Annotated in this window: 22 protein-coding genes and 1 pseudogene; 10 read left to right on the top strand and 13 right to left on the bottom strand. The window is 70.8% G+C overall.

All coding sequences use genetic code 11. The features are described from left to right. Window positions 1-15: 15 nt before the first annotated feature. A pseudogene (locus V1460_RS27565) lies at window positions 16-663 on the top strand (PhzF family phenazine biosynthesis protein); the annotation flags it as partial. Between the two features lie 142 nt (window positions 664-805). Here the strand turns inward: V1460_RS27565 and V1460_RS27560 are convergent. Both V1460_RS27560 and map read right to left on the bottom strand, forming a co-directional pair. Next, a complete protein-coding gene (locus tag V1460_RS27560) occupies window positions 806-1,471 on the bottom strand; it encodes a biliverdin-producing heme oxygenase (RefSeq protein WP_338676318.1) in 666 nt (221 codons plus the stop codon). A gap of 121 nt (window positions 1,472-1,592) precedes the next feature. Further along, window positions 1,593-2,450 carry a type I methionyl aminopeptidase gene (map, locus tag V1460_RS27555; protein ID WP_338676317.1) on the bottom strand — a complete coding sequence of 286 codons (858 nt, stop codon included), beginning with the start codon at window positions 2,448-2,450 and terminating at the stop codon, window positions 1,593-1,595. A gap of 94 nt (window positions 2,451-2,544) precedes the next feature. Between map and V1460_RS27550 the strand changes: the two genes are divergently transcribed. Then, window positions 2,545-2,775, top strand: a complete 231-nt coding sequence (locus V1460_RS27550; RefSeq protein ID WP_338676316.1) for a hypothetical protein — start codon at window positions 2,545-2,547, stop codon at window positions 2,773-2,775. A gap of 64 nt (window positions 2,776-2,839) precedes the next feature. On the opposite strand, the gene V1460_RS27545 is transcribed toward V1460_RS27550, so the two are convergent. Next, entirely contained in the window at window positions 2,840-3,445 is a 606-nt protein-coding gene (locus V1460_RS27545) for a hypothetical protein (RefSeq protein WP_338676315.1), read from the bottom strand. Between the two features lie 72 nt (window positions 3,446-3,517). On the opposite strand from V1460_RS27545, the gene npdG reads away from it, so the two are divergent. Together npdG and V1460_RS27535 are read left to right on the top strand one after the other, a co-directional pair. After that, window positions 3,518-4,228, top strand: a complete 711-nt coding sequence (gene npdG / locus V1460_RS27540) for an NADPH-dependent F420 reductase (protein ID WP_338676314.1) — start codon at window positions 3,518-3,520, stop codon at window positions 4,226-4,228. 72 nt (window positions 4,229-4,300) lie between these two features. Further along, window positions 4,301-4,465 (top strand): hypothetical protein, encoded by a 165-nt coding sequence (locus V1460_RS27535; RefSeq protein WP_338676313.1) that lies wholly within the window; start codon window positions 4,301-4,303, stop codon window positions 4,463-4,465. Between the two features lie 4 nt (window positions 4,466-4,469). Here the strand turns inward: V1460_RS27535 and V1460_RS27530 are convergent, their stop codons facing one another. Continuing rightward, window positions 4,470-5,276 (bottom strand): site-2 protease family protein, encoded by an 807-nt coding sequence (locus V1460_RS27530; protein ID WP_338676312.1) that lies wholly within the window; start codon window positions 5,274-5,276, stop codon window positions 4,470-4,472. Window positions 5,277-5,381: 105 nt separating this feature from the next. Here V1460_RS27530 and V1460_RS27525 point away from each other — a divergent pair, with 105 nt between their 5' ends. After that, the gene (locus tag V1460_RS27525; protein ID WP_338676311.1) at window positions 5,382-8,933 is read left to right on the top strand and encodes a BTAD domain-containing putative transcriptional regulator; all 3,552 of its coding nucleotides are present in this window, start codon (window positions 5,382-5,384) and stop codon (window positions 8,931-8,933) included. Here V1460_RS27525 and V1460_RS27520 read toward each other — a convergent pair. The 3 genes from V1460_RS27520 to panB all read right to left on the bottom strand — a co-directional run bounded on the left by V1460_RS27520 (window position 8,881) and on the right by panB (window position 11,845). Then, window positions 8,881-9,729: an ABC transporter permease gene (locus V1460_RS27520; protein WP_338676310.1), complete on the bottom strand. Its 849-nt coding sequence runs from the start codon at window positions 9,727-9,729 to the stop codon at window positions 8,881-8,883. The two genes, V1460_RS27525 and V1460_RS27520, sit on opposite strands and share 53 nt — an antisense overlap. Continuing rightward, entirely contained in the window at window positions 9,726-10,721 is a 996-nt protein-coding gene (locus V1460_RS27515; RefSeq protein WP_338676309.1) for an ATP-binding cassette domain-containing protein, read from the bottom strand. The genes V1460_RS27520 and V1460_RS27515 overlap by 4 nt, the downstream gene beginning before the upstream one ends. A gap of 248 nt (window positions 10,722-10,969) precedes the next feature. Continuing rightward, complete coding sequence (gene panB / locus V1460_RS27510) at window positions 10,970-11,845, bottom strand: 3-methyl-2-oxobutanoate hydroxymethyltransferase (protein WP_338676308.1); 876 nt, start codon at window positions 11,843-11,845, stop codon at window positions 10,970-10,972. Between the two features lie 199 nt (window positions 11,846-12,044). Between panB and V1460_RS27505 the strand changes: the two genes are divergently transcribed. The 3 genes from V1460_RS27505 (at window position 12,045) to V1460_RS27495 (ending at window position 15,614) form a co-directional block, all read left to right on the top strand. Next, a complete protein-coding gene (locus V1460_RS27505) occupies window positions 12,045-13,673 on the top strand; it encodes a DHA2 family efflux MFS transporter permease subunit (protein WP_338676307.1) in 1,629 nt (542 codons plus the stop codon). After that, window positions 13,670-14,374: a TetR/AcrR family transcriptional regulator gene (locus tag V1460_RS27500; protein WP_338676306.1), complete on the top strand. Its 705-nt coding sequence runs from the start codon at window positions 13,670-13,672 to the stop codon at window positions 14,372-14,374. Before V1460_RS27505 ends, V1460_RS27500 begins: the two co-directional genes overlap by 4 nt. 190 nt (window positions 14,375-14,564) lie before the next feature. Further along, entirely contained in the window at window positions 14,565-15,614 is a 1,050-nt protein-coding gene (locus V1460_RS27495) for an endonuclease/exonuclease/phosphatase family protein (protein WP_338676305.1), read from the top strand. Window positions 15,615-15,716: 102 nt separating this feature from the next. Here the strand turns inward: V1460_RS27495 and V1460_RS27490 are convergent, their stop codons facing one another. Further along, the gene (locus V1460_RS27490) at window positions 15,717-17,477 is read right to left on the bottom strand and encodes an NAD+ synthase (protein WP_338676304.1); all 1,761 of its coding nucleotides are present in this window, start codon (window positions 17,475-17,477) and stop codon (window positions 15,717-15,719) included. Window positions 17,478-17,580: 103 nt separating this feature from the next. Beyond that, window positions 17,581-19,341: a multicopper oxidase family protein gene (locus V1460_RS27485; RefSeq protein ID WP_338676303.1), complete on the bottom strand. Its 1,761-nt coding sequence runs from the start codon at window positions 19,339-19,341 to the stop codon at window positions 17,581-17,583. Window positions 19,342-19,655: 314 nt separating this feature from the next. Here V1460_RS27485 and V1460_RS27480 point away from each other — a divergent pair, with 314 nt between their 5' ends. Then, window positions 19,656-20,549: an alpha/beta hydrolase gene (locus V1460_RS27480; RefSeq protein ID WP_338678227.1), complete on the top strand. Its 894-nt coding sequence runs from the start codon at window positions 19,656-19,658 to the stop codon at window positions 20,547-20,549. 8 nt (window positions 20,550-20,557) lie between these two features. Here the strand turns inward: V1460_RS27480 and V1460_RS27475 are convergent, their stop codons facing one another. The 4 genes from V1460_RS27475 to V1460_RS27460 form a co-directional block, all read right to left on the bottom strand. Next, window positions 20,558-20,977, bottom strand: a complete 420-nt coding sequence (locus V1460_RS27475) for a CBS domain-containing protein (RefSeq protein WP_338676302.1) — start codon at window positions 20,975-20,977, stop codon at window positions 20,558-20,560. A gap of 150 nt (window positions 20,978-21,127) precedes the next feature. Next, window positions 21,128-21,841: a DUF305 domain-containing protein gene (locus V1460_RS27470; protein WP_338676301.1), complete on the bottom strand. Its 714-nt coding sequence runs from the start codon at window positions 21,839-21,841 to the stop codon at window positions 21,128-21,130. Then, window positions 21,838-22,485 carry a DUF3105 domain-containing protein gene (locus V1460_RS27465; RefSeq protein ID WP_338676300.1) on the bottom strand — a complete coding sequence of 216 codons (648 nt, stop codon included), beginning with the start codon at window positions 22,483-22,485 and terminating at the stop codon, window positions 21,838-21,840. The genes V1460_RS27470 and V1460_RS27465 overlap by 4 nt, the downstream gene beginning before the upstream one ends. Window positions 22,486-22,533: 48 nt before the next feature. Next, the gene (locus V1460_RS27460) at window positions 22,534-22,950 is read right to left on the bottom strand and encodes a hypothetical protein (protein WP_338676299.1); all 417 of its coding nucleotides are present in this window, start codon (window positions 22,948-22,950) and stop codon (window positions 22,534-22,536) included. A gap of 141 nt (window positions 22,951-23,091) precedes the next feature. Between V1460_RS27460 and glnA the strand changes: the two genes are divergently transcribed. After that, a complete protein-coding gene (gene glnA, locus V1460_RS27455; protein WP_338676298.1) occupies window positions 23,092-24,453 on the top strand; it encodes a type I glutamate--ammonia ligase in 1,362 nt (453 codons plus the stop codon). The last annotated feature ends 10 nt before the right edge of the window (window positions 24,454-24,463 follow it).

Here is a 24,463-nt window from a genome sequence, read left to right as displayed (position 1 = left end):
TGCTTCAATGCCGGAGTGAACGAACTCGACGTGCTCCAGGTCTTCTGCGCCGGCGACGGCCGGTTCGGTAACGCTCTCGGAGTCGTACGCGACCCGCGTCGCTGGCCCGACCGGGAGTCGAGGCAGGCGCTCGCCGCCGAGCTGGGCTTCAGTGAGACCGTGTTCATCGACGACCCGGAACGCGGCATCGTCGACATCTACACCCCGGGCGTGCGGTTGCCGTTCGCCGGACACCCGCTGGTCGGGGTCGCCTGGCTGCTGGACCTGGAGACGGTGCAGCCCCCCGCGGGGGAGGTCTGGGCGCGTGACGACGGGGAGTTCACCTGGATCAGTGCCCGCGCCGAGTGGGCACCGCCTCGTCTCATCGAGCAGTACGGCTCGGCCGCCGAGATCGACGCGCTGCCCACTCCGCCACCGGGCGATGGCTGGCTGTACGCCTGGGCGTGGGAGGACGAGGCGGCCGGGCGGGTACGGGCCAGGGCCTTCCCCCGGCGCGGTGACGGAATCGCCGAGGACGAGGCGACCGGAGCGGCGGCGCTACTGCTGACCGCTCGGCTCGGCCGAGCCCTGAACATCACCCAGGGCCGGGGCTCGCAGATCCTGACCGCCCCGGGTCCCGACGGCATCGTGGAGATCGGAGGCCGGGTGCGGATGGCCCCCCGTACGGCCGGGCCCGGCCGTACGGGGGGCGCCGGCGAGCCCGGGGCGGCGGGGCCCTACGCGAGGGACGCCGCCGCACCGCGTCTCACCGCCACCCGGATAGAGCCCCTGCGGCGCACCGAACGTCTCCGGCTGCCGCACGCCGTCATGCGCTCAGCGGAAACTCCCCCTCCAGCTCCCGGAACACCGCTCCGTTGAAGTCGAAGGCCCGCTTGCACTCGTCCACGATCCGCTGCTTCTCCAAGTCGTCCGCGTCGACCCGGTCCAGCAGCTCGCGGTAACCCCGCTTGAACGCCGCGGGGTTGGTGATCTCCTCGAACACGTAGAACCGGACGCCGTCGCCCTTGCGTTCGAATCCCCAGGTCCGCTCGGCCTTGTCGCGGATGATCTGACCGCCGGACAGGTCGCCGAGGTAGCGGGTGTAGTGGTGGGCCACATAACCCGCCGGCCAGCCACGGGCGCATTCCTCGATCCGCGCCGCGTACGCCGCCGTCGTGGGCAGCGCCCGCAGCCCGGCCCGCCAGCCGGGTCCGCGCAGATGCGTCAAGTCCCGCTCCAGCTCCGCCGTACGGAAAAGCTCCGGCTGTATGAACGGGCCGGCCACCGGGTCCGCCCTGAGCGACTCGGCCGCGCCTTCGAGTGCCGCGTACACGAACCACAGCTGCTCCGTGTAACGCGCGAACGCCTCCACCCCCAGTCGCCCGCCGAGCAGGTCGCTCATGAACGTGGAGGTCTCCGCCTCCGTGTGCTGCTCGTGAGAGGCGACACGGATGATCGTGGAGAACGGCGTGGGCGTGTCCAGCGTGTCCAATGCGGACCTCCGGTGGCGTGGACCGATGGGGACGAGTACCAGCTAGGATGCTCCTGCTTAGGTATACCTAAGTCAACTGGTTCCCGACGACCTGTCGGTAAATTCCTACCCCACTTCCGCCTCAGGGCAACGTCAGGATCTCGGCACCCGTTCCGGTCACCACCAGGGTGTGCTCGAACTGCGCGGTCCGCTTGCGGTCCTTCGTCACCACGGTCCACCCGTCGTCCCACATGTCGTACTCATGTGTGCCCAGGGTCAGCATGGGTTCGATGGTGAAGGTCATCCCCGGCTGCATGACGGTCGTCGCGTGCGGGCTGTCGTAGTGCGGGATGATCAGCCCGGAGTGGAACGAGGAATTGATCCCGTGTCCGGTGAAGTCGCGGACCACGCCGTAGCCGAACCGCTTCGCGTACGACTCGATGACCCGTCCGATGACGTTGACCTGACGCCCCGGGCGGACCGCCTTGATCGCCCGGCTCAGCGCCTCCCTGGTGCGCTCGACCAGCAGCTTCGACTCCTCGTCGACATCGCCGCAGAGGTAGGTGGCGTTGTTGTCGCCGTGCACCCCTCCGATGTACGCGGTGACGTCCAGGTTCACGATGTCGCCGTCCCGCAGCACCGTCGAGTCCGGGATGCCGTGGCAGATGACCTCGTTGAGTGATGAGCACAGGGACTTCGGGAAGCCGCGGTAGCCCAGCGTGGACGGGTAGGCGCCGTGGTCGCACATGAACTCGTGTGCGACCCGGTCCAGTTCGTCCGTGGTCACTCCGGGCGCGATGAGCTTCGCGGCCTCCTCCATCGCCTGCGCGGCGATGCGGCCCGCGACGCGCATGCGCTCGATCGTTTCGGCGTCCTGGACCTCCGCGCCCTTGTACGGCGTCGGCATGGGCTTCCCGACGTACTCGGGACGCCGGATGTTTCCGGGGACGGAACGGGTGGGAGAGAGCTCCCCTGGTACGAGCAGCGACTGGCCAGACATGCCAGCGAGTCTATCCGGGGGGTCGGCAAGCGCCCTCCGGCGTAGCGAGCGCCCAGCGGGGCAGGCAGCATGGCGACAGAGGAAGGAGCCGAGGATGGCCCTGTTCAAGAAGCGCACGGTGGGCAAGCCGGGCGAGTGGTACTACTGCCTGGAGCACAAGAAGGTCGAGGAGGGGCCGGAATGCCCGGCGAAGGACCGCTTCGGGCCGTATCCGACGCGGACGGAGGCGGAGCACGCGATGGAGACGGCCCGCGAGAAGAACCTCCAGTGGGAGAACGACCCCCGCTGGCACGACGCCCCCCGAGGTGAGGACGCCCCCGAGTAGCCCCCTGCCCGGGGCCGGCCCACGGTCGCATGTGCCCCTGAACGGCCCCGACCTCGCCGGACGGCTACCAGCGCGGGGGCGGTGGGGCGGTCAGGTGGTCGGCGACGCGGGACAGGCGGGCCCGCAGGCCCCCACGGCGACGGTCACCGGGTGGGGCGCCGTTCTCGCCGGTGGCCGCGCTGATCAGGTGCTGGACGGTGTCCAGGTCCACTTCCGCGGACCGGGGCACCGTCAGCGCCTCGTGCGCGAGTCCCCGCACCTCCGGATCACCGGCGTCCAGGGATAGCACCGTCGCCCCGGCGCGGCGCGCGTCGTGCACCCGTTCGAGCAGTGTCGCGTCCGGTCGCTGCGGAGCGACCAGCAACACCGTCTCGCCCCGCCCCGCCGCGTCCACCCGGGCCAGCCCCACGGCCAGATGCGCCGGATCACCCGCCCGGACCCGGTGCCGCACCAGCGTCGGGGCCAGCGCGGGCTGGCCCGACCAGGCAGCCTCGTCGACGAGATGGGCCGCCAGGTGCCAGGGCTCGTACTCCGCCGTCCCCACCAGCAGCAGCCCGCCGCCGTGCGGTACGACCGACGAGCGCAGCACACCCGCGAACCGCCGGGCCTCGGCGGGCCAGGCGGTCCCGGCGAGCACCTCCCGCAGCAGCGCGACACGTACGGCGTCCATGCCCTGGCATCCTGCCGCAAGGACCGCCCCGGCGCGGGACGTACGCGAAAGACGTACCCGTAAGGTCTGCACATGACTTCTCAAGACAACGCCGCCGCCCCCAAGCCTGCCTCGAAGGGCCCCTGGGAGCTCCCCGACGTCTCCGGTCTGGTCGTCGGTGTCCTCGGCGGCACCGGCGACCAGGGCCGCGGGCTCGCCTACCGGCTGGCCCGTGTCGGGCAGAAGGTGATCATCGGCTCCAGGGCGGCCGAGCGCGCCGAGAACGCCGCCGCCGAACTCGGCCTCGGCATCGAGGGCGCGGACAACGCCGAGTGCGCGCGGCGCAGCGACGTGGTGATCGTGGCCGTGCCGTGGGACGGTCACGCCAAGACCCTGGAGTCGCTGCGCGAGGTACTGGCCGGAAAGCTGGTCATCGACTGTGTGAACCCGCTCGGCTTCGACAAGAGGGGCGCCTACGCGCTGAAGCCCGAGGAAGGCAGCGCCGCCGAGCAGGCCGCAGCCCTGCTGCCCGACTCCCGGGTCACGGCCGCGTTCCACCACCTGTCCGCCGTGCTGCTCCAGGACGAGTCGATCGAGGAGATCGACACCGATGTGATGGTGCTGGGCGAGTCGCGTGCCGACACCGACCTGGTGCAGGCCCTCGCGGCCCGAGTCCCCGGAATGCGGGGCGTCTTCGCCGGGCGGCTGCGCAACGCGCACCAGGTCGAGTCGCTTGTCGCCAACCTGATCTCCGTGAACCGCCGCTACAAGGCCCACGCGGGCCTGCGGGTGACCGACGTCTGACCGAGGTCCGGCGCCCAGCGGGCATGGGGGACACTGGACCGGAGACATACCACCGGACAGGAGCCCACCCCCATGCCCCGCCTCGCCCTCTACGCCCTCGTCATCTGCCTGCTCGCCACCACCGCCGCCGTGGTGGCCTTCTTCCGGGGCAGCTGGCTGGGGATCGTCTGGGTGCTGATGGCCGGTGTGTCCTCGAACATGGCGATCTACTACTTCCGCCGCGCGAAGGCCGACTGAGGCCTCACCCGCCGGTGAGCGTCTCGCAGACCGGGTTCCGCTCGGTCCAGAAGCGGTAGAGGTCCCGCCCGCAGTACGACTCCACATCGGACACCCCGAGAGCGCGCAGCACCGTGTAGATCGCGTCGAAGAAGGCCTCGTTCACCGCCGGGATGAAGAGGACGCCGAACACCGCCAGCAGACCGAACGGGGCGAACGGCTCCACCTGGCGCCGGACGCCGTGCGGCAGCCAGGGCTCGATCACCCCGTAGCCGTCGAGCCCCGGGACCGGCAGGAAGTTCAGGATCGCCGCGGTCACCTGGAGCAGCGCGAGGAAGCCCAGCGCGAAGCGGAACGCCATCGGCACCCCGTCGAGTGCGCCCAGCCAGAACGGTGCCGTGCACACGACGGCGAACAGGATGTTCGTCAGCGGTCCCGCCGCCGAGATCAGGCTGTGCCTCCAGCGGCCCCGGATGCGGTGCCGCTCGATGAACACCGCGCCGCCCGGCAGGCCGATCCCGCCCATGATCACGAAGATCACCGGGAGCACGATGCTCAGCAGGGCGTGCGTGTACTTGAGCGGGTCGAGCGTCAGATAGCCCTTGGCCTCGATGGTGAGATCGCCGCTGTGCAGCGCCGTGCGGGCGTGCGCGTACTCGTGCAGGCACAGCGAGACGATCCACGCCGAGGTCACGAAGAGGAACACCGCGAGCCCGGCGTTGGGTGCGAAGCCGGTCCACACGGCCCATCCGGTGACCGCCATGATCGCGGTGATTCCGAGGAAGACGGGCGAGATACGGCGATCGCTGCTGCGGGTCGCGGCGGTGGCCATGTGGCGGACTCCTGGAGCTGGGGGGAAGGGAGTGGGGCGAGCGTAGCTTCTCCGGGTGGATCGGCGTCATCGTCGGTCCTTGCGGTGATCGATGACAATGGGCCCGTGCGATATCGGGTACTCGGCACCACACAGGCCATCCAGGACGACGGCACCCCCGCCGCGCTCGGAGGGGCGAGGCTGCGCGCCCTCGTGACCGTGCTGGCGCTGCGCGCCGGGCGCACCGTGCCGGTCGAGTTGCTCGTCGACGAGGTGTGGGACGGCGATTCACCGGCCGACGCCGCGGGCGCCCTGCAGGCACTCGTCGGGCGGGCCCGCCGCGCACTGGGGCACGCGGAAGTGGTGTCCGCGCAAGGCGGCTACCGGCTGCGTGTCGATGCCGGCGACGTGGACCTGCACCACTTCGCTCGGCTCGCGGAGCAGGGGGCCCGGGCGCTGGCCGGAGGCGATCCGGGCCGGGCGGTCGACGTGCTGGACGAGGCGCTGGCGCTGTGGCGCGGACCGGTGCTCGCCGATCTTCCCGACCGCACGGTGGAGGCCGCCCGCTGGGAGACCCGCCGCCTCGAAGCCCGCCGTAGCCGCCTGGTCGCTTTCATGGCCCTGGGCCGGGCCCGGGAGGCGCTGCCCTCGCTGGCCGCCCTCTGCGGAGAGCACCCGCTGGACGAACCCCTCCAGGCCCTGCGGATCCGCGCACTGCGCGCGGTCGGCCGGTCGGCCGAGGCGCTGGCGGCCTACGAGTCCGTGCGCCGCGAGTTGTCGGACCTGCTGGGGACGGAACCGGGTCCCGAACTTCGCGCACTGCACGCCGAACTGCTCGCGCCCGCGCGGGTGGGAGAGCCCTCACCGAGGTCGTACCAGGCGGGGCAGACCGGGCTCGCGCCCGCGCGGGTGGGAGAGCCCGTGCCCGCCCCGGTGGAAGGCCCCGCGCCCATACCGAGAGGCGGGTCCACGCCCGGGAACCTGCGTGCCCGGCTGACCAGTTTCGTCGGGCGGGAAAGCGATATCGAGGCCATCCGGGGCGATCTGCGCCGGGCGCGACTGGTCACCCTCGTCGGTGCGGGTGGCGCGGGCAAGACCCGGCTCTCCCAGGAGTCCGCCGATCGGACGGCCGGGGAGTATCCGGACGGTGTCTGGCTCGCGGAGCTCGCTCCGGTCGGCGACCCGGACAACGTGCCGGAGGCCGTGCTCAACGCCGTCGGCGCACGGGAGACCGTGCTGCGTGGTGTCGGTGCCGAGGACCTGTGGCACGGGGGTGATCCGCTGGTGCGGCTCACCGAGCACTGCGGTCGGCGTCGCATGCTGCTCGTGCTCGACAACTGCGAGCACCTCGTGGCCGCGGTGGCCGCGCTGTGCGAGCGGCTCCTGGAACAGTGCCCCGGGCTCACCGTCCTCGCGACCAGCCGGGAACCCCTCGGCGTGCCGGGCGAGGTGGTACGGCCGGTCGGGCCGCTGCCCGCTCCGATGGCCATGCGGCTGCTCGCGGACCGCGGTGCGGCGGCGAACCCCGGCTTCCGGATCGATGCCGACGATGACACGGCTGCTGCGGCGGCTGAGATCTGCCGGCGTCTTGACGGTCTGCCTCTCGCCGTCGAACTCGCCGCCGCCCGGCTGCGGCTGCTGACGCCCCGGCAGATCGCCGACCGGCTCGACGACCGCTTCCGGTTGTTGACCAGCGGCAGCCGCACCGTCCTGCCGCGCCAGCAGACTCTGCGCGCGGTGGTCGACTGGTCCTGGGAACTGCTCGACGAGGCAGAACGCACCGTCCTGCGCCGCCTCGCGGTCTTCGCCCGCGGCTGCGACCTCGAAGCCGCGGAGGCGGTCTGCGCGCTGCCCGGCCCGCGCGGCACACGCCGCCTCGAAGCGCCGGGGCGAGTGGCCGACGCCCGGGACGTGCTCCCCCTGCTCGGCGCCCTCGTCGACAAGTCCCTTGTCGTCGCCGTCCCCTCGGAGGACGGGATGATGCGCTACCAACTGCTCGAAACCGTAGGGGAATACGCCGCCGAGCGGCTCGACGAGGCCGGCGACCGGTCGGAGGCCGAGCGGGCGCATCTCGTGTACTACCGGGAACTCGCCCGCCGCACCGACCCGTTGCTGCGCGGTCCGGGACAGATCGAGGCCGTCGCGCGGCTGGGGCGGGAACGTGAGAATCTGCATACGGCGCTGCACCGGGCCACCGCCGCCGGTGACGAGGACGAGGCGCTGTGCCTCGTGCTGTCGCTGGCCTGGTACTGGCAGATGCGCGACCTGCGCGCTCCCGCCCGGCAGTGGTCGCGCGCTGTGGCGGCACTCGGGCCTGATCCGTTCGCCGCTCCCGTCGTCCCCGCCGAGCCGCTGCGTGTGAGGGTGATCGACACTCCGCCGCCGTTCGACGCCGGGCTTCGCGAGGAGGCCAGGCGCGGGGTGCGGTTGATCGGCATCTGCAGCATGGAGCACCGGGCCGAGGACTGGACGACACCCGAGCAGCTCGACCGGCTGCGCGGGGTCGCTTCGGCGTATCGCCCCGGCCATCCGCAGAGCTGCCGCTTCCCCGGTTCGCTCTGGCTCTACGCGGTCCTGCTCACCGGTGACGAGGAGCGGCTGCGTCGCACCATCGACGAGACCGTACGGGGCTGCGCGGAGTACGGCTACGAGTGGGACCTCGGTGTCGCCCTCCAGATGCGCGCCAACGTGCTGGTGAACCGCGGCGAATGGCCGGGAGACGCACGGGCCGACGCGGATCGCAGTCTGGGGATCTTCGAGCGCATCGGGGACCTCTGGGGAGCCGCCGGGGCTCTGTCGGCGCGTGGGGAAGCGCGGCAGATGCGCGGTGAGTTCGCCCTCGCTGCTGAGGACTTCGCCGCCGCCGTCGACCGCGCCCGGCGCTTGGGCGCGGAGAGCCAGGTGCCGTATCTGCACGCCCGGCAGGCGGCGATGCTCACCGAACTCGGCCGCCGCGACGAGGCGGAAGCCCTCTTCCGTGATGTCCTCGCGCAGACCGGCGAAGGGGTCGGCGAGGCCCTGCCCACCGCACGGCTCTTCTTCTCCATGCTGCTCGGGCTCGACGGCCGTACCGCCGAAGCCCGCGAGCAACTGGACCTGCTGGCGGTCGATTTCCAGTCCGAGACACTGGCGTTCTTCGACGGCTTCCGCCTCGGAGCGCTGGCCTGGATCGACTGTCTCGACGGCCGCTACACGGAAGCGCTCGGCCATGTCCACGCGGCGCTGGAGTCGGCGATGACACCCATAGCCCGGATGGTCGCGCCGAATCTGGTCGCGACCCAGTTGCCGACCGCCGCGGAAGCACTCGCCAGGATCGGCGTTCCTGTCGGACCGGCCGACCCGACAGGACCCGCCGCGGGCACGGGCGGTGCCTGTGACGGTGAGGACGGTGCCTGTGGCCACGAGGACGGCGCCGCCGCCGACGCGGCCCGGCTGCTGGGTGCGCATCGGCGGCTGCTGCCCGCCGGGCATGTCCTGACGGCCTTGGACCGCGAGGGACGCGAGCGGGCGGAGCGGGCCGCCCGCGCAGTGCTGGACGACGCCTGCTGGGCTGCCCATTCCGCCGAAGGCGAGAGCCTCACAGCGGAGCTGGCCGTCGCGCTCGTGGAGCGGCACGTGCGGCACGTCAGGACTTCGTGCGGAACTTCCGGACGGCGATCGGAGCCATCACCGCGGTGATCGCCACTGACCAGATGAGCGTGACCCACACATCGTGCGCGACGGGCCCGCCGTGGATCAGACCTCGCGCCGCGTCCGCGAGCGCGGACATCGGGTTGTAGTCGGTGAAGGTCCGTAGCCACCCAGGCATGGTGCTGGGCGGCGAGAAGATCGAGGACCCGAACTGCAGGGGCATCAGCACCAGGAACCCCATGCCCTGGATGGCCTGGGCGCTCTTCATGGTCACGCCCATGGTGAGGAAGATCCACATGACCGACGAGCTGAAGACCACGGACAGGCCGAACGCGGCGACAAGACCCCACACCTGCGACACGGACATGCCCAGCAGGAAGCCGACGGCCAGCTGGATCACCGTGGCGACGGACATCCGGAGCAACTCGACGACGACCTTGGCGATCAGCACCGACGACCGGGCGATGGGCAGGGACCGGAAACGGTCCATGACCCCGCTCAGATAGTCCTGGTTGAAGCCGGTGCCCACGCCCATGGCGATGTTCATACCGATCATCGCCATCAGACCGGGCACCACATAGTCCACGTACGTGGCGCGGTCGCCGCCCAGGGACGCCCCGACGGAGCCGCCGAACACGAACACGAACAGCAGGGCGAAGACGATCGGCATCAGTACCGCGTCGAACATGGACTCCGGGTCCTGCCGGATCCACAGCAGATTGCGGCGGACGAGCGCGCCGATATGGCGCAGATTGCCGCGCAGTCCGATCCTGCTGTCGTCGTCGAGCGCCTGTGCGCTGCCCGGTGCGACGGGGGTGACAGGGGGGACGGTGGTGGCGCTCACGCCGCGACCTCCTGGGGAATCGTGTCGGTGACGGACGCCGTCTTCTGACCGGTCAGGGCCAGGAACACCTCGTCCAGGCTGGGCAGGTCGGTGCCGATATCGGCGATGGCGAGGTCGCGGGCGCCCAGCAGCCCGACCACGGCGGTCAGTTGTTCGTCGCTGAGGATCGGCACATAGAGCACACCGTCGTCCGGTACGGCCTGTGCGCCCGCGATGCCGTCGAGTCCCGCCTCGCGGATCGCCGCCGTCATCGGCACCAGGTCGGCCGGGTCGGCGGGCCTGATCCGCAGGGTCCGGCCGCCGACCTTCGCCTTCAGCTCACGGACGGCGCCCTCGGCGATGACCCGGCCGCGGTCGATGACCGTCAGTGCGTCGGCCAGCTGCTCGGCCTCCTCCATGTACTGCGTGGTCAGCAGCACGGTGGCGCCCTCGGCGACCATCCGCTGGACCTCGTCCCACACCTCGTTGCGGGTGCGAGGGTCGAGCCCGGTGGTCGGCTCGTCCAGGTAGAGCACGGCGGGCCGCCCGATCATCGACGCCGCCAGGTCCAGACGGCGCCGCATACCCCCGGAATAGGTGGAGGCAGGCCGCTTGGCGGCGTCCGTGAGGGAGAACCGCTCCAGCAGCTCGTCGGCCCGGTGCCGCGCGTCCTTGCGCGACAGATCGAGCAGCCGCCCGATCATGTAGAGGTTCTCCCAGCCCGGAAGCTTCTCGTCCACCGATGCGTACTGTCCGGTCAGCCCGATCGTGCAGCGCACCCTGCGCGGCTGCCGGACCACGTCGAGACCGGCGACGGTGGCACGCCCGGCGTCCGGGACGACGAGCGTGGAGAGGCAGCGCACCAGTGTGGTCTTGCCCGCCCCGTTCGGCCCGAGGACCCCGAGCACCGTGCCTTCGCGGACGTCGAGGTCGACCCCGTCCAGGGCTTTCGTCTCGCCGTAGTGCTTCACGAGGCCACGTACCTCGACGGCGTTCTTGTCGCTTCGCGTCATGTTCCGAAGCGTGGCAGCCGCCACCGACAAGCCACCGACAGACCGCCGACAGCCCACCGACACGCCATCTCCGCGGTTCCCGGTCCGCAGCCGGGCGGGTCACGGCCGACAGCCCGCCGACGGGGGAAGATCGGCGGGCTGTCGTTGGTGCCGGGAGTGGCTCAGCGGACCGGGCCCGGAGCGCCCCGGAGGGCTGTCAGACCGTGCTCGGCCGGAATCCGCCCGATCGCGGCAAGATCGCGATCAGGTCAGTGGAAGGTGTGCTCGTCGGCGGGGAACGCCCCGCCCGCCACATCCGCGGCGAACGCCTTCGCGGCGTCCCCGAGCACCTGTCGCATGTTCGCGTACTGCTTGGTGAAGCGCGGCACCTTCCCACCGGTCAGCCCCACCATGTCGGTCCACACCAGCACCTGTGCGTCCGTCTCGGCGCCCGCGCCGATGCCGACGGTCGGGATCTCCAGCGAACGGGTGACCTCGGCGGCCAGCTCAGCCGGTACGAGTTCGAGCACCAGGGCGAACGCACCCGCGTCCTGTGCCGCCTTGGCGTCACGCAGCAGCCGGTGCGCGGCCTCGTCGCCGCGGCCCTGGACCCGGTAGCCCATGGTGTTGACGGACTGCGGGGTGAGCCCGAGGTGGGACATCACCGGAATGCCCGCCTGCACCAGCAGCTCGGTCTGGGGCAGCGAGCGCTCGCCGCCCTCCAGCTTCACCGCTCCCACGCCGGCCTCCTTGACCAGCCGGGTGGCGTTGCGCAGGGCTTGGACCGGGCCCTCCTGGTACGAGCCGAACGGCAGGTCGCCGACGATGAGGGCGCGCTTGGTGCCCCGGACGACGGCGGCGGACAGCAGGGCCATCTCGTCCATCGTGACGGGAACGGTGGTGTCGTAGCCGAGGTGGGTATTGCCCATCGAGTCGCCGACGAGCATCACCGGGATGCCGGCCTCGTCGAACACGGACGCGGTCATCGCGTCGTAGGCGGTGAGCATGGGCCACTTCTCACCGCGCTGCTTGGCGGCGGCGATGTCGTGGACGGTGACGCGGCGAGTGCTCTTTCCGCCGTACAGCGCCTTGCTTCCGCTGTCGCTGCTGCCGGCGGACTGCTCAGGGGCAGCCTGAAGCGTCATGGAACGGCTCCTTCGTCATCTCGAGGCGCCCTGACGGCGTCCCCGGACCGCATCCATGGTGGCATCCCGGCGCCCATCGCGTGAAGTGGTGCCGTTCACACCCGGCGATGTTCCGCCGTCGTTCCACCGACACTCCGCCATCCCGGTCGTATTTTCCTATACGAGACGGTTTCGTATCGAAAACGGGAACCTCTGGATCATGTCCACACCCCCTGGGGCGCCACCCGCCCCACCCCGCGTCCCGGAAGCCGTGCACCGCCGCCGCTGGGCCATCCTCGCCGTCCTCATGTTCAGCGTGCTCATCGTGGTGCTCGACCACTCGGTGCTGAACGTCGCGGTAAAGACCATCGCCACTCCGGCGCCCGTCGGCCTCGGGGCCACCCAGGGCGAGCTGGAGTGGGCCATCAACGCCTACACCCTGGTCTTCGCCGCCCTGCTGTTCACCGCGGGCCTGATCGGCGACCGCACGGGCCGCCGCAACGCGCTGCTGTTCGGTATGGCCGTCTTCGGAGTGGGCTCGGCGCTGGCCGCGTTCTCCGGATCGTCCGCCGAGCTCATCGCCTACCGCGCGGTGATGGGGGTCGGCGCCGCGTTCGTGATCCCCGCCACGCTCGCCATCCTGATGAACGTGTTCGAGCGGGACGAGCAGGCCAAGGCGATCGGGATCTGGGCGGGCGGGGTCGGTGTGTCGATCGCGCTCGGACCGCTCACCGGTGGGCTGCTGCTCGAACACTTCTGGTGGGGCTCGATCTTCCTGGTCAACGTCCCCGTGGTGCTGATCGGCTTCGTCGCCATGGTGGTGCTGATCCCCGACTCCCGGGACCCCGCCCCCGGTCGGCTCGACCCGGTCGGCGTGCTGCTGTCGATCGTCGGTCTCGTGCTGCTGGTGTACGGGATCATCCGGGGCGGCGAGCTCGCCTCACTCACCGATCAGGCGGTGCTGGCGCCGCTGCTCGGCGGGATCGGCGTGCTGACGGTGTTCGTGGTCTACGAGGTGCGCAGCGACCATCCGGCGCTCGACTTCTCGTACTTCAGGAACCCGGTGTTCTCGTCGGCGATCGCGGCGACCGCGCTGGGCTTCTTCGCGACGATGGGCGTGGCCTTCCTGTCCGTGTTCTATCTGCAGAGTGTGCGCGGCTTCAGCCCGCTGGCGGCCGGACTGCTGCTGCTGCCGCTCGCCATCGCGCAGTCGGCGTTCGCCCCGCGCGCACGGCTCGCCATCGGCCGGTTCGGGGCCAAGGCGACCTGCACGGCGGGCATGCTGATGATCACCACCGGTCTCGCGGCCTTCGCCTTCTTCGACGGTTCGACCCCGCTGTGGCTGATCGAGGCCGCCTTCTTCGTCCAGGGCGCGGGGGTGGCCCATGTGATGCCACCGGTGACGGTGGCGGTGATGCAGGCGCTGCCCCGGGAGAAGGCCGGGGCCGGTTCGGCGATCAGCAACACCTTCCGGCAGGTGGGCGGAGCGCTGGGCGTCGCGGTGCTCGGCTCGCTGCTCTCGGCGGCGTACCGGGGCGGCATCGAGTCCACCCTGGCCAGGACGGCGGGCCTGCCCGACGGTGTCAAGGCGGCCGCGGGGGAGTCGATCGAGGCCACACTCAGCGCCGCCGCCAAGCTCGGCCCGTCGGGGAAGCTGCTGGTCGGACCGGCGAACGAGGCCTTCGTCTTCGCCATGCACCTGACGGCTCTCGCGGCGGCCATGGCGACCGTCGTGGGCGCCGTGGTCGTGGCGATGTACCTGCCGGGACGGGTACGGCCCGGAGCGGACGGCGCGCTCCCTCCCGGGGAACCGGACGGCAGGCCCACGGCAGGGGCGGTCAGAGGATGAGCCCCGCAGAGCGCAGCCGTACGGCTCCGGGGGACCGGGACCAGCAACGGGACCGGGGCCGCGACCAGGACCGCGCCTCCGCGCCGAGCCGCGCGGCTGCTCGGGGGCGTCCGCGGAGCGAGGCCGCCGAGAGGGCGATCCGGGAGGCGGTGCTGGGGCTCCTCGAGGGCGGGGTCCCGCTGGGCGAGATCTCCATCGAACGCCTCGCCCGCACGGCCGGTGTGGGCAAGGCCACCATCTACCGCCGCTGGAGCGGCAAGGAGGAGCTGTTCGTCGAGGTGCTCCGGGACATCGAGCCACCGGAGCCCGCCCTGCCGGGCACTTCCGCCCGGGACGACCTGGTCGTGATGCTGGAGTCGGTACGGGCCCGGGGCCTCGCCCACCGCTCGTCGGCGCTGCTGCACAACGTGCTGGCGCAGATGAAGAGCCACCCCAAGCTGTGGACGGCCTACGTCGCCACCGTGATCGATCCCCGGCGGGCCACCGTCCTGGGCATCATTCGAAGGGGGATCGCGGGCGGGGAGATCCGCGCCGATGTCGACATCGACCTGATCATCGACCTCATCGTCGGCCCCATGTTGGTCAGGGCCGTGATGCGGCCCGACGCCCCGCTGCCGGGGGATCTGGCGGAGCGTATGGTCGCGGCGGTGCTCGACGGCCTGAGCCCGTCCCGGCAACCGATTCCGACCCCGGCGGGTTGAGCGCGCAATATGCGCGTTCTGTCACAACCGCCTTTGCGGTGCCCGTGACCGGAACCCGGCGCGCCCACCGGTTCGTCATCGTGACTGTACGACGGCGAGCCCTCCGTCATCCCCTAGGGTCGGTAGCGGGTGTGGACGGCACGGCTTGCGAGGCACGGCAGCAAGGCGCGGTAAGGCAGTGAGGACACGCATGCGGCAGGCATACATCACGGAGACGGCGCAGGACGCTGAGCAGGGCGGACGCTCCGGTTCTCGCGTCCGGGCCGCGCTCGGCAGATGGCGTCGCGATCCGGGGATCTGGCGCCGGGGCATCGTGATCGCCGCGTTCGCCCTGCTGACCGGACTGCTGATGATCTTCCACGCGCAGATCCCCAACCGGCTCGGCAACCTGGGCAGCCTGACCGAGACCTTCCTCCCCTGGCTCGGTCTGCTGGTACCGCTGCTACTGGTGCTCGCACTGATCCGGCGCTCGGCCACGGCGCTCATCGCCCTGCTGGTGCCGGCGGTGGTCTGGTTGAACGTCTTCGGCGGGCTGCTCAGCAGCAAGAGCGAGAACAGCGAGCAGCGGTTGCGGTACGCGGACAAGGCCGCGCTCACCGTCGCCACCCACAACGTCAACGCCGACAACCCGGACCCCGAGGGCACCGCACGCCGGGTGGCGGAGTCCGGAGCCGAGATCATCGCGCTGGAGGAGCTGAAGGCCGAGGCGGTCCCGGCGTACGAGAAGGCGCTGAAGTCGGCGTACCCCCACCACTCCGTGGTGGGCACGGTCGGGCTGTGGAGCAAGTACCCCATGAGGGCGACCGGTGCCGTGGACATCCGGCTCGGCTGGGAGCGCGCGATGCGCTCCACGGTCGCCACACCGGCCGGCGATGTCGCTGTGTACGTGGCCCATCTGCCGTCCGTCCGGGTCAAGATGAAGGCCGGGTTCACCGCCAACCAGCGGGACGAGAGCGCCGACGCGCTCGGCCACGCGATCTCCCGCGACGAAGTGCCCAGGGTGGTGCTGCTCGGTGACCTCAACGGCACCATGAACGACCGCTCGCTGAACGCGGTCACCGCCCAGATGCGGTCCACCCAGGGCGCCGCGGGCGACGGATTCGGCTTCAGCTGGCCGGCCTCGTTCCCGATGGCGCGGATCGACCAGATCATGGTGAAGGGCGTCGAGCCGGTGTCGTCCTGGACGCTGCCGCGCACCGCCAGCGACCATCTTCCGGTCGCCGCGCGCGTGACCTTCTGATCCACGGCAGTCGAGAACCGTCGAAAGCCGACGAGAGGGGCTTCCCGCCGTGCCGTTCTGCGGGAAGCCCCTCTCACGTCTGCCGGCGCGGCTACGCGGGCCTCAGCGGGAGGCGGTCTCCCGCCAGCGGTTGGTGATCGGCAGCCGTCGGTCCTTGCCGAAGCCCTTCGCCGAGATCTTGGTGCCCGGCGGGTACTGGCGGCGCTTGTACTCGGCCATGTCGACCATCCGCAGGGTCCTGGTGACCAGTTCCTCGTCGTAGCCCGCCGCCACGATGGCGTCCTTGCCCTGGTCCCGGTCCACGTACAGCTCCAGGATCCGGTCCAGCACGTCGTAGTCCGGGAGCGAGTCGGTGTCCACCTGGCCCGGGCGCAGCTCGGCGCTCGGCGGCTTGACGATGGAGTTCTCCGGGATCGGCGGGGTCTGGCCGCGTTCCTTCGCCGCCACGTTGCGCCACTTCGCGAGCCGGAAGACGGTCGTCTTGTAGACGTCCTTGATGGGGCCGTACGCACCCACCGAGTCGCCGTACAGGGTCGAGTAGCCGACCGCCAGTTCGGACTTGTTGCCCGGGGCGAGCACGATATGGCCTTCCTGGTTGGAGACGGCCATCAGCATCGTGCCGCGCAGTCGCGACTGGAGGTTCTCCTCGGCGAGACCGCTGAGACCGAGCGAACCCATATAGGCGTCGAACATCGGCTCGATCGGCACGGTGCGGAGGTTGAGTCCGGTACGGCGTGCGAGCTCGGCCGCGTCGCCCTTGGAGTGGTCCGACGAGTACTTGGACGGCATGGAGATGCCGTACACGTTCCGCGCGCCGACCGCGTCGCAGGCGATGGCGGCGACGAGCGCGGAGTCGATACCGCCGGAAAGGCCCACCAGCACCGAGCGGAAACCGTTCTTCGCCACATAGGCCCGCAGGCCCACCACCAGCGCGGAGTAGATCTCCTCGGTGTCGTCGAGCCGCTCCGCGTATCCACCGGTCAGCTCCGGCTCCCACGGTGGCAGCGCCTCTTCGGAGAGCACGAGCCGGTCGATGGCCAGACCGTCGTCCACGGTTCCGGTGGGGGCGTCCGGGGAGGCGGCCGGGAGGTCCAGGTCCAGGATCACGCTGCCCTCGGCGAACTGCGGGGCACGGGCGACGACCGCGCCGTCCTTGTCGACCACGATCGAGTCGCCGTCGAAGACCAACTCGTCCTGTCCGCCCATCATGGCCAGATACGCGGTCGTGCAGCCGGCCTCCTGGGCCCGCTTGCGGACGAGTTCGAGGCGGGTGTCGTCCTTGTCCAGCTCGTACGGCGAGGCGTTGATGGACAGCAGGAGCCCGGCCCCGGCGGACCGGGCGGCGGGCACCCGGCCGCCGTCCTGCCAGAGATCCTCGCAGATGGCGAGGGCGACATCGACACCGTGGACGCGGATCACCGGCATGGTGTCGCCCGGCACGAAGTAGCGGAACTCGTCGAAGACCCCGTAGTTGGGCAGGTGGTGCTTGGCGTACGTCAGCACCACCCGGCCGCCGTGCAGCACCGCTCCGGCGTTCTGCGGGGCGCCGGCGGGCTGGCCGAACCGCGGCTGGGCCTTCTCGGAGCGGTCCAGATAGCCGACGATCACCGGCAGTTCCCCGAAACCCTCGTCGGCGAGCCGGGCGGCGAGCGCGCGCAGCGCGGACCGCGAGGCATCGACGAAGGAGGACCGCAGGGCGAGGTCCTCGACGGGGTAGCCGGTGAGCACCATCTCGGGGAAGGCGACCAGGTGCGCCCCCTGCTCGGCGGCGTGCCGGGTCCAGTGCACGATCGATTCGGCATTGCCGGCGAGGTCGCCGACGGTCGAGTCGATCTGATTCAGGGCGAGACGTAGTTGAGGCACGGGGACAGTGTAATCGTCTGACTGACGCAATGTCCCTGAGGGGAAGTGTGGGGCGCCCCACTTCGGGACGCCCCGGGGCAGCCCTCGGTCACGGGGAGTGACGTCATCTGCGGCCACGGCTGCGGCGGTCGCGGTAGGCGACCGTCGTCATCATCCCCGACTCCGCGTGGTAGATGTTGTGGCAGTGGAGCATCCATGCGCCCGCGTTGTCCGCGTCGAAGTCCAGCACCAGCTTGTGGTGCGGCAGCACCGCGGCCGTGTCCTTGCGGGCGCCGTGCGAGAGGATGTCGGCCAGGGCGAACGTGTGCCCGTGCAGATGCACCGGATGCCACATGTCCGTGACGTTGATGACCACGAGGCGGACCCGCTCGCCGTACTCGATCCGGTGGATCGTGTCCGGGTCGTAGGGTCTGTTGTCGAAGGCCCAGTCGTACTTCTCCATCCCGCCGGTCAGCTTGAGCTTGATCAGTCGGTCCGGCTTGCGGCGCCGCGGCAGTGCAACGGACTCGTCCGGGTGCAGCTTCGCCGCCGACGCGAGCACGTCCCGGTACAGCTCGCGCGGCCGGGTGCGCGGTCCCGGTGTGCGACCGCCGCTGGTGCGCAGCACGGCCATCGCCGAGCCGTGCTTGCCCTCGGCGAGCGCGGTGAGTGGGAAGACGCCGTCCTTCGCCGTGATCAGCACGTCGTAGCGCTCACCCATGCCCATCAGCAGGGCGTCGGTCTTGTACGGGCGGACCGGGAACCCGTCGGTGTGGGTGACCGTGAAGCGGTGCCCGCCGAGCGCCACCCGGAAGGCGGTCTCGCCCCCGGCGTTGATGATCCGCAGGCGGATCCGGTCACCCGGCTTGGCCTTGAACTGCGTGGGAAAGTCCGGAGTGCGCCCGTTGATCAGGTAGTACGGGTAGGCGACGTCGCCCGCGTGGCCGAGCAGACTGCTGTGGGCTCCCCGCATCACCCGCCGAGGCCCCCTGGGGTGGCGCCGCGCCGACGGGTCGTCGTTCTTCGGGTCGTCGGCGGGCCGCGCTCCGCCGCCTCCCGCGCCCACGGCGCCTGACGGCTTGGCCCCTGGCCCGGAACCTGCGGCCGACCCCGAACCGGATCCCGACCGGTTGCCTTCGCGTCCGCCACCGCCGTGGTGCCCGTATCCGGGGTCGTGCACCATCTTCTTGCCCTTGCTGAGCTGGAAGAAGACATCGTCCGGAGTCGAGCCGTCCACCCCGTCGATCCAGTCGTCCAGCATGATGACCCACTCCCGGTCGTACGCGAGCGGCTCCCTCGGGTCGTCCACGATCAGCGGTGCGTAGGTGCCGCGGTCGACCTGGACGCCCTGGTGCGGGTGGAACCAGTAGGTGCCCGGGTGCGGGACCTCGTAGCGGTACGAGAACGACTCGCCGGGCTCGATCGGCGGCTGTGTCACGAAGGGCACGCCGTCCATGTCGTTGCGCAGCGCGATGCCGTGCCAGTGCACGGTGGTCGCTTCCGGCAGGTGGTTCTTGAGGGTGAGCGAGAGGGTGTCGCCCGCGGTGATCCGGACCATGCGCCCCGGCAGCTCGTCGTCGTACGTCCAGGTTTTGAAGGTGCGTCCGCCGCCCAGGTCCACCGTGCTCGGCCGGGCCGTGAAGGTGAGCTGGCGGCTGCGCTTGCCGCCGCCTTCCCCCTTCCGGGTGCCGTCCCGCTCGTCGTGCCCGCGATCGGGCGCCGCGGTGCCCCCGGGGCCCGCGCCTTGGCTGCCGCGGTCGGGGCGTCCGGAGTCGCCGCCGGAGCCTGAGCAGGCGGCGAGCAGGCCGGATCCCGCGACGGCGAGCCCGGCGCCGAGTACGGCGCGACGGCTGGAGGGGGTCTGACCGGTGTGCTCCATGGGCATGACTGTGTGCACCTCGCTGGGGGTGAAGGTGTGAAGGGGGGTGCGTCTGCCACCGCGTCAGGACTGGACGGGACGGCCGGACGCGCTCATATCGGCAGCGGTGGCGGTCCGTACCCGGCCGTCCGGTGGTTCATCACACGACGCACACTAGCCGGATCGGACAAAAGACCCGAGTAAGGTCTAATCCGACACGGCCTAATATCCATTGTTATGTGGTTAATGTAGTGATTGCTTCGCTGCGGTGTCCTCGCCCATGGCAGGGTGGCTCCGTGAGTGACAACGCGAGCGACACGGTGGGCGGCCAGGCGAGGTTCGTGCGGGGTGGGGGCGGGCTCGGAGGCGTTCCCCACCATGTCGTGGTCGACGGCAGCGGGCCGGTCTGCGTGCTCAGCGCGGGGCTCGCCATGAGCTGGTTCGACTGGGACCCGGTGGTCCCGCTGCTCGCCCCGCACCGCACTGTCGTCCGCTTCGACCGGCCAGGCCACGGGCTCAGCGGGCCCGCGAGAGTGTCGCCGACCGCGGCCGGTGAGGCACATCGGATCGCCGCCGTACTCGACGCACTGGGTCTTGAGGGGCCCGCTACCGTCGTCGGGCACTCGATCGCGGGGTTTCATGCCGAGGCCTTCGCCCGGTTGCACCCCGACCGCACGGCCGGTGTCGTGCTGGTGGACTCCAGCATCGAGGAGGACGCCCGGGTGCCGCCGGCCCCGGCCCTCCGTACCGCACTGGCCCGTGGTGCAGGCACCGTGCTGTCCCTGCTGGGCGCCCCTGCCGCGCTGGGACCGGCCACCCGACGCCTCGCGGTCCGGCTGTCACGTTCAGAGGGCGGTGACCCCGCGCCTGCCGCGCTCGTACGCCGCTGCTACCGGACCTCACGGGTGCTGCACGGCATCCTGAACGAGGACACCCACTACCGCGCGGTCGCCGCCGAACTCCTCGCCCTGCGCGGGCGCCACCCGATGCCGAAGGGCGTCCCGGTGGCGGTGCTCGCGGCACACGGCGGGGGCCGGGGGCCGAGCGGGCGGTTCGCGCTGCGCCGGCTGGAGCGGCAGCGCGCGCTTGCCCGCGAACTCGGCGGCGACGCGCATGTCGACGCGCGCTTCGAAGCCGTCGAGCCCGCGGGCCACATGGTCATGCTCGACCGGCCGGACGCGGTGGCGCGGGCGGTGCTGACGATGGACGGGGCGATGGCTCAGCCCCGTGCGTAGGCGATGGCTCAACCCCGTGCGTAGATCTGCTCGACCCACGTCGCGAGCTGGTCCTCCGGCAGATGCTGGGCGAGGTCCGCCTCGCTGATCATGCCGATCAGCCGTTTGTTCTCGATGACCGGCAGCCGGCGGATCCGGTGGTCCTGCATCTCGTGCAGCACCTCGTCCACATCCGCGCCCGCCTCGATCCAGCGGGGCGTGCCCTTGGCCATGTCACCCGCGGTCACGCGCGCGGGGTCGTGGCCCATCGCGACGCAGCCGATGACGATGTCGCGGTCCGTGAGGATGCCGCAGAGCCGTTCGTCGGAGTCCGCGATGGGGAGCGCTCCCACGTTCAGTTCGCGCATCAACTGCGCGGCCCGGTCGAGCGTCTCGTGTGCGGGGATCCACTTCGCCCCGGGATGCATGATGTCCTTGGCGGTCGTCATGGGGTGCGTACCTCCTGCCTGCTGTGTGCGGCTTCATACGGCGACCCGAATCCGTTTTCGACCATACCGCCGACTGCGGCGAGCCGCCCCACGGACCGTGGTCGTGGCCGTGGGGCGGCGCCTCACCGCTGTCAGTCGCTGCCGTCGAGGTCAGCCGCGGGGCGCCGAGCCCCGCTCCTTCAGCATGCCGGCCATCAGATTCAGCTCGGACCGCTGGGCGTCGACCATGCCCTGCGCCAGGGCCTTCTCCGGTGCCACCGTGCACAGCTCGGCGCAGCCCCGTGCCATGGCCACCCCTCCCTTGTGGTGGTCGGTCATCAGCTGGAGGTAGAGGATCTCCGCCTGTCTGCCCTCGGCCTCGGCGAGCTGGTCCAGCTCGGCCTGGGTCGCCATGCCCGGCATCAGCGCGCCGTTGCCGCCGTCGCCCGCCTGCCGCCCGGCGTGCGCGTCATGACCGCCGTGCTCCATGAAGTCCATGGACTTCATCCAGGCCATCGGCTCGGCACCGGCCTCGACCTTCGGCAGCCCCCACAGGTCCAGCCAGCCGAAGAGCATGCCCCGCTGGTTGGCCTGGGTGTTGGCGATGTCGTAGGCGAGCCTGCGCACATCCTCGTCATCGGTGCGGTCGCGGACGATGAAGGACATCTCCACCGCCTGCTGGTGATGGACCGCCATGTCACGGGCGAAGCCCGCCTCGGGCGAGTCCTTGCCCGGGACGGTGGCGCCGGCCGCGGTCCGCTGAGCGCCGTGGTCCGAGCCGCCCGCTGTCGCCACCGTGGCCGCACCCGCGAACAGCAGGGCCAGGAGCACGGCCGCGAGCGCCACCCCGTGGGTACGCGTGAATCGACTGGTGCTCCGGCTCACGCGTTCTTCCCGCCCGTGCAGATCGCGCCCGGCTCAGGAGTCTGGGGGCCCTGCACGTACTTCGTGAAGAACGCGTCCACCCGGGGGTCGTCCGCGCCGTCGACGGTGACCTGCTTGCCCCAGGCGCTCAGCATGATGGTCCCGGACTGGTCCTTCACCGGGCTCATCAAGGAGTACGAGGTCTTGCCGACCTTGTCCTTCAGCTTCTGCACGTCCTCCGCCGGGGCCCTGTCGTTGTAGGTGACCCACACCGCCCCGTGCTCAAGCGAGTGCACCGCGTTGACCTCGGGGATCTCCTTGTCGTAGACATTGCGGTCGCAGTTCATCCACACCCTGCTGTGGTTACCACCGACCGGGGGCTTCATCGAGTACTTCAGCGGCGTCTCGACGTGCTCGTTGCGCAGCTTCTTGGCGTCCCATGACTTCTCGCCCTCGATCGGGGCCTTGGCGGCAGCCTCCGCCCGCTCCTTCTCGTTGGCCTCCTCGTTCAGCACGTAGACGCCGAAGCCGACGAGCCCGGCGACCACGAGACCGCTGACTCCGATCGTGATCAGGCGGTTGCGGCGCTCGCGCGACTGCTCGGCGCGGCGCATCTGCTCTATGCGGGCGCGGCGGTCGTTGCTGCTGCTGTTTCCGTCAGGCATGTCATGTCCTTATCAAGATGGGGGGTGGTGGTGCGGAGCGGGCAGTGCCTAGGTCCGTTGCACCTGAAGGACATGCAGGTCGGGCGCCCGGGGCAGTGCTCCGGTGCGTGGCGCCCGGCCGGAGGTGGGAGCCACGGCGGAAGCGAGGTGCGACCCCGCCTGGTCTGTGGGCGCGTCCAACGGCGGAGCCGTCAGTACGGCGGGCGAGAGGTGGCCGAGCATCCCGCAGTCGCCGCGGTCGAAGGGGCAGCTCACCTTCGCGCCCTCGAGCGTACGGCCCGTGACGTCGGTGGCGAGGGTGATCCCCGGCGGGCGGGCTTCGCCGCCGTGGCCCGGATGTCCGGGCGTGGCCTCCGCCGGCACTCCGAGGCAGACGAAGAGCACGGCGAGGAGCGTCGCCACGGCGCTCCCCAGCGCCATGGGACGCACGATGCGTGCGGTGCGGCGGTGCCGCTGGCCCCCCATGGAGGCAGATGGTAACGACGACGGAGTGCCCTGGGGATACGGGGTGCGTAATCTGGGCGAAACCAGGAGTGGTGATACTGAAGCTCCTCCACTATGCCCTGGCGGTGGTGCGCAGACCGTCTGAACTGCAAGGATGTGGTCATGGACAAGCAGCAGGAATTCGTGCTCCGTACGCTCGAGGAGCGCGACATCCGGTTCGTGCGGCTGTGGTTCACCGATGTGCTCGGCTTCCTGAAGTCGGTGGCGGTGGCCCCGGCGGAGCTTGAACAGGCATTCGACGAGGGCATCGGCTTCGACGGGTCCGCGATCGAGGGCTTCGCCCGGGTGTACGAGTCGGACATGATCGCCAAGCCGGACCCCGGCACCTTTCAGATCCTGCCGTGGCGCGCGGAGGCTCCCGGCACGGCCCGGATGTTCTGCGACATCCTGATGCCCGACGGCTCCCCGTCCTTCGCCGACCCGCGCTACGTCCTGAAGCGGATCCTGGCCAAGACCTCCGACCTCGGGTTCACCTTCTACACCCACCCCGAGATCGAGTTCTTCCTGCTGAAGGACCGCCCGCTGGACGGCACCCGCCCCACCCCCGCGGACAACTCCGGCTACTTCGACCACACCCCGCAGAACGTCGGGATGGACTTCCGCCGCCAGGCGATCACCATGCTGGAATCCATGGGCATCTCGGTGGAGTTCAGCCACCACGAGGGCGCGCCCGGTCAGCAGGAGATCGATCTGCGATACGCGGACGCGCTGTCGACGGCGGACAACATCATGACGTTCCGCCTGGTGATGAAGCAGGTGGCGCTGGAGCAGGGTGTCCAGGCCACCTTCATGCCGAAGCCCTTCTCCGAGCACCCCGGCTCCGGGATGCACACCCATCTCTCCCTCTTCGAGGGCGACCGCAACGCGTTCTACGAGTCGGGCGCGGAGTACCAGCTCTCCAAGGTGGGGCGCTCCTTCATCGCCGGTCTGCTGCGGCACGCCGCCGAGATCTCCGCGGTCACCAACCAGTGGGTCAACTCCTACAAGCGCATCTGGGGCGGCTCGGCCCGCACCGCCGGTTCCGGCGGCGAGGCCCCCTCGTACATCTGCTGGGGCCACAACAACCGCTCAGCGCTGATCCGCGTGCCCATGTACAAGCCGGGCAAGACGGGCTCCGCGCGCGTCGAGGTGCGCTCCATCGACTCCGGCGCAAATCCCTATCTGACCTACGCGGTCCTGCTCGCCGCCGGCCTCCGGGGCATCGAGGAGGGTTACGAGCTGCCCGCGGGCGCCGACGACGACGTCTGGGCCCTCTCGGACTCGGAGCGCCGCGCGATGGGGATCGAACCGCTGCCGCAGAACCTCGGCGAGGCGATCTCGCTGATGGAGCGCAGCGAACTGGTGGCGGAGACGCTGGGCGAGCATGTCTTCGACTTCTTCCTGCGCAACAAGAAGCAGGAGTGGGAGGAGTACCGATCCGAGGTGACCGCCTTCGAGCTCCGCAAGAACCTGCCGGTGCTGTAGGGGCCGAGGG

The sequence above is a fragment of the Streptomyces sp. SCSIO 30461 genome (assembly GCF_037023745.1).
GTDB lineage: Bacteria > Actinomycetota > Actinomycetes > Streptomycetales > Streptomycetaceae > Streptomyces.
The sequence above is the reverse complement of the archived record's forward strand: the minus strand, read 5'-3'. Positions and strand labels throughout refer to the sequence as shown.

Bases quoted from the DNA above. Each gene is read 5' to 3' on its own strand.
- glnA (WP_338676298.1), top strand. From the start codon at position 23,092: ATGGACAAGCAGCAGGAATTCGTGCTCCGTACGCTCGAGGAGCGCGAC.
- V1460_RS27505 (WP_338676307.1), top strand. From the start codon at position 12,045: ATGTCCACACCCCCTGGGGCGCCACCCGCCCCACCCCGCGTCCCGGAA.
- V1460_RS27460 (WP_338676299.1), bottom strand. From the start codon at position 22,950: ATGGGGGGCCAGCGGCACCGCCGCACCGCACGCATCGTGCGTCCCATG.
- V1460_RS27545 (WP_338676315.1), bottom strand. From the start codon at position 3,445: ATGGACGCCGTACGTGTCGCGCTGCTGCGGGAGGTGCTCGCCGGGACC.
- V1460_RS27500 (WP_338676306.1), top strand. From the start codon at position 13,670: ATGAGCCCCGCAGAGCGCAGCCGTACGGCTCCGGGGGACCGGGACCAG.
- npdG (WP_338676314.1), top strand. From the start codon at position 3,518: ATGACTTCTCAAGACAACGCCGCCGCCCCCAAGCCTGCCTCGAAGGGC.
- V1460_RS27485 (WP_338676303.1), bottom strand. From the start codon at position 19,341: ATGCCCATGGAGCACACCGGTCAGACCCCCTCCAGCCGTCGCGCCGTA.
- V1460_RS27535 (WP_338676313.1), top strand. From the start codon at position 4,301: ATGCCCCGCCTCGCCCTCTACGCCCTCGTCATCTGCCTGCTCGCCACC.
- panB (WP_338676308.1), bottom strand. From the start codon at position 11,845: ATGACGCTTCAGGCTGCCCCTGAGCAGTCCGCCGGCAGCAGCGACAGC.
- V1460_RS27515 (WP_338676309.1), bottom strand. From the start codon at position 10,721: ATGACGCGAAGCGACAAGAACGCCGTCGAGGTACGTGGCCTCGTGAAG.
- V1460_RS27495 (WP_338676305.1), top strand. From the start codon at position 14,565: ATGCGGCAGGCATACATCACGGAGACGGCGCAGGACGCTGAGCAGGGC.
- V1460_RS27530 (WP_338676312.1), bottom strand. From the start codon at position 5,276: ATGGCCACCGCCGCGACCCGCAGCAGCGATCGCCGTATCTCGCCCGTC.
- V1460_RS27465 (WP_338676300.1), bottom strand. From the start codon at position 22,485: ATGCCTGACGGAAACAGCAGCAGCAACGACCGCCGCGCCCGCATAGAG.
- V1460_RS27475 (WP_338676302.1), bottom strand. From the start codon at position 20,977: ATGACGACCGCCAAGGACATCATGCATCCCGGGGCGAAGTGGATCCCC.
- V1460_RS27550 (WP_338676316.1), top strand. From the start codon at position 2,545: ATGGCCCTGTTCAAGAAGCGCACGGTGGGCAAGCCGGGCGAGTGGTAC.
- map (WP_338676317.1), bottom strand. From the start codon at position 2,450: ATGTCTGGCCAGTCGCTGCTCGTACCAGGGGAGCTCTCTCCCACCCGT.